3 protein-coding genes and 1 pseudogene are annotated in these 3296 nt (G+C 65.0%); 3 read left to right on the top strand and 1 reads right to left on the bottom strand.

Annotated features, from left to right (window positions below; genetic code table 11):
- Positions 1-191 (bottom strand): annotated as a pseudogene (locus tag WBG82_RS16200) (cell envelope biogenesis protein OmpA); the annotation flags it as partial.
- Positions 192-361: 170 nt separating this feature from the next.
- On the opposite strand from WBG82_RS16200, the gene WBG82_RS16205 reads away from it, so the two are divergent.
- From WBG82_RS16205 to WBG82_RS16215, 3 genes are all read left to right on the top strand, one after another.
- Positions 362-1126, top strand: coding sequence for an SDR family oxidoreductase (locus WBG82_RS16205; protein ID WP_424426002.1), 765 nt, complete (start codon positions 362-364; stop codon positions 1124-1126).
- 138 nt (positions 1127-1264) lie between these two features.
- Positions 1265-2116, top strand: coding sequence for an SDR family oxidoreductase (locus WBG82_RS16210; protein ID WP_424426004.1), 852 nt, complete (start codon positions 1265-1267; stop codon positions 2114-2116).
- Between the two features lie 114 nt (positions 2117-2230).
- A partial coding sequence (locus tag WBG82_RS16215) for an MBL fold metallo-hydrolase (RefSeq protein ID WP_424426005.1) occupies positions 2231-3296 on the top strand: 1066 nt, incomplete at its 3' end.

Below are 3296 nucleotides of genomic sequence, written 5' to 3' on the forward strand. Positions count from 1 at the left end.
CGGTTGCGCCGGTCGCTGCCGGTGCCGCCGCCGATGAGCGCGCCGCCAAGCGCGCCCGCCGCCGCTCCGATGGCCGCGCCATAGGTCGCCTTGCTCGTCTTCTGCTCGCCCGTATAGGGGTCCTGCGTCGTGCAGGCGGTAGTTGCGAACGCGCCAAGGCTGGCGAGAAGGATGGTGCGTTTGATCAGCATGAAAGGCTCCGTGGCTTCCCGGCGCGGTCCGCTGTGGAAACCGCAGCCGATGGTGTAGAAGAAGAGACAATTCACGCCTCCTGCCGCCAGCCTGGCAAGGCGGAAGAGACGCGAAAACGACTGAAATAGCCGCGCAAATGCGCCGGAAAAAAGGCATCAGGAGGAACCGCATGTCACTTTTTGATCTCAAGGGAAAAGTCGCCATCGTCACCGGCTCGACACGGGGCATCGGCGAGGCGATCGTTCACCGCTTCGCCGAGCAGGGCGCGAAGGTCGTCGTCTCCAGCCGCAAGGCCGATTCCTGCGAAAAGGTTGCCGGCGAGATCAACGCGAAGCATGCGGATCATGCCATCGCCGTGCCCTGCAACATTTCCGACAAGGCCGATCTTCAGCGCCTCGTCGACACCACCATGAAGAAATGGGGCAAGGTCGACATTCTCGTCTGCAATGCCGCCGTGAACCCCTATTTCGGTCCCTCCAGGGACATCCCCGACGATGCCTTCGACAAGATCATGTCGGCCAATGTGAAGAGCAATCACTGGCTCTGTCACATGGTCCTGCCGCAGATGGTCGAGCGCAAGGACGGCTCCATCATCATCATCTCCTCGATCGGCGGCCTGCGCGGCTCGCCCATTCTCGGCGCCTACTGCATTTCCAAGGCGGCCGACTTCCAGCTCGCGCGCAACCTCGCCGTCGAGTATGGCGTGCACAACGTCCGCGCCAACTGCATCGCGCCGGGCCTCATCAAGACCTATTTCGCCAAGGCGCTGTGGGACAATCCCGATATCCTCGAAAAGTCGACCTCGAACGCGCCGCTGCGGCGCATCGGTATGCCAGACGAGATCGCGGGCGCGGCCGTCTTCCTGGCTAGCCCCGCCGGCGCCTTCATGACCGGCCAGCAGCTCGTCATCGATGGCGGCGTCACCATCGCCTGAGATCGGGGCAGCCGGGCGCCGGGCGCGGAAGGGTCTGCCTTGTCAGGGCGGCGTTTCCGCACCGGCGCAATTCGTTCTTGATCCTTGATGCCGGATGACCATTTGATCTCTTCCGGTCATTGCGATGAGGAGGGGCGCATGAAGAGCGTGGTTGTGACGGGCGTGTCGACGGGCATCGGCTTCGGCGCGACGAAGGTGCTGACGGAGGCGGGTTTTCACGTCTTTGGCAGCGTCCGCAAGGAGGCCGATGCGGAGCGGCTGAAGAAGGAGTTCGGCGCGCGCTTCACGCCGCTTCTCTTCGATGTGACCGACGAGGCGGCGGTCAGCCGCGCCGCCGCCACGGTCAGCGAGGCTCTCAAGGGCGAGACGCTTTTCGGCCTCGTCAACAATGCGGGCATCGCCGTTTCGGGCCCGCTCCTCGATCTCGATCTCGATGAATTCCGCACCCAGATGGAAGTGAACGTGACGGGGCCGCTCATCGTCACGCGGGCCTTCGCGCCGCTACTCGGCGCCGACCGTTCGCGCAAGGGCGCGCCGGGCCGCATCGTCAACATCAGTTCCGTGAGCGGCGTGCAGGGCGCACCCTTTCTCGGCCCCTATTCGGCGTCGAAATTCGCGCTCGAGGGTCTTTCGGAGAGCCTGCGACGCGAACTGCTCCTCTACGGCATCGACGTCATCGTCATCGGCCCCGGCCCGGTCCGCACCGCGATCTGGGACAAGGCCGAGGAGATCGACGTCACGCGCTATGCGAACAGCCCCTATTATCCGAGCCTCGTGAAGTTCCGCGATTATTTCCTCGCCACCGGCAAGGCGGGCCTGCCGCCAGAGGCGCTCGGCCGCGCCATCCTGAAGGCGCTGACGGTGAAGCGCCCGAGCGTGCGCTATGCGGTCGTCAAGGGCCGGCTCATGAACTGGACGATCCCCCGCCTCCTGCCCAGGCGCTTCGTCGACCGCGTGATCGGCAAGGGCACGGGGCTTCTCAAGTCCTGAGCCTAGAATTCCGTATTGCGGAATGAGCTGAGAAAATCATCGACAGGCCATGACGCGGCGGGGACCATCCCCGCCGTTTCCGTCTGCAATCCCTTTCGCATGCGAGGGCACGACATGGCCGACCTGCTGGCGCTTTCCGCGCGCTATATCGACAATGACATCTACGAAGGGGCGGGGCTCGTCAACCGTCCGACAACGGAGCTTTCCGAGCTTGGCGACGGCATCGCCATGATCGAGGCGTTCTCGCATGTCGTCGTCTTCCGCACCGGCGACGGTCTGGTGCTTTTCGACACGAGCCTCGAAGCCTTTGCGGGCGGCGTGCTGAAGTCGCTCAGGCGCTGGACCGACGAGCCCGTCTCCAACATCTGCTACACCCATGGACATGCCGATCACGTCGGCGGAACGGGCGCCTTCGTCTGCGAGGCTTGCGAGAAATCGGCGCGCCGTCCCCGCATCATCGGCCATGAGAATGTGAGCCCGCGCTTCCGCCGCTACGAGCTCACCAATGGCTACAACTACACGATCAATGCGCGCCAGTTCGCGCCCGCCTCCGAATTGCGGATGGGCGAGGGCAGCGCCGCGCCGGGCCCGAGGCGCTTCGGTCCCGATCCCTGGATCGAGCCCGACACGACTTTCCGCGACCGGCTGGAGATCCGCGCGGGCGACACGCGCTTCGAGCTGCGCCACGCCATCGGCGAAACCGACGACCATCTCTGGGCCTGGGTGCCGGAGCACAAGGCGATCTGCTCGGGCGATTTCGTCACCTGGGTCTTTCCCAATGCGGGCAATCCCCAGAAGGTGCAGCGCTACCCGCTCGAATGGGCGCAGGCGCTGCGCGAAATGGCGGCGCTCGAGCCGGAGCTTCTGCTTCCCGCCCATGGCCTGCCCATCGCCGGGCGGGCGCGCATCGCCACCGTGCTCGACAATATCGCCACCGCCCTCGAGACACTGGTGAGCCAGACCCTCGACATGATGAATGCGGGCGCCCGCCTCGATGACATCGTCCACGGGGTGAAGCTGCCCGACAGCCTGATGAACAAGCCCTATCTCCGGCCGGTTTACGACGAGCCCGAATTCGTCATCCACAATATCTGGCGGCTCTATGGCGGCTGGTATGACGGCAATCCGGCGCGGCTGAAGCCTGCCTCGGATGCCGCGCTCGCGGCCGAGCTTGCGGGCC

Origin of the sequence: Parvibaculum sp. (genome assembly GCF_049671045.1) — a bacterium.
GTDB lineage: Bacteria > Pseudomonadota > Alphaproteobacteria > Parvibaculales > Parvibaculaceae > Parvibaculum.

Excerpts from the sequence above, each read along its gene's own strand:
- WBG82_RS16205 (WP_424426002.1), top strand. The coding sequence starts at position 362 with ATGTCACTTTTTGATCTCAAGGGAAAAGTCGCCATCGTCACCGGCTCG.
- WBG82_RS16210 (WP_424426004.1), top strand. The coding sequence starts at position 1,265 with ATGAAGAGCGTGGTTGTGACGGGCGTGTCGACGGGCATCGGCTTCGGC.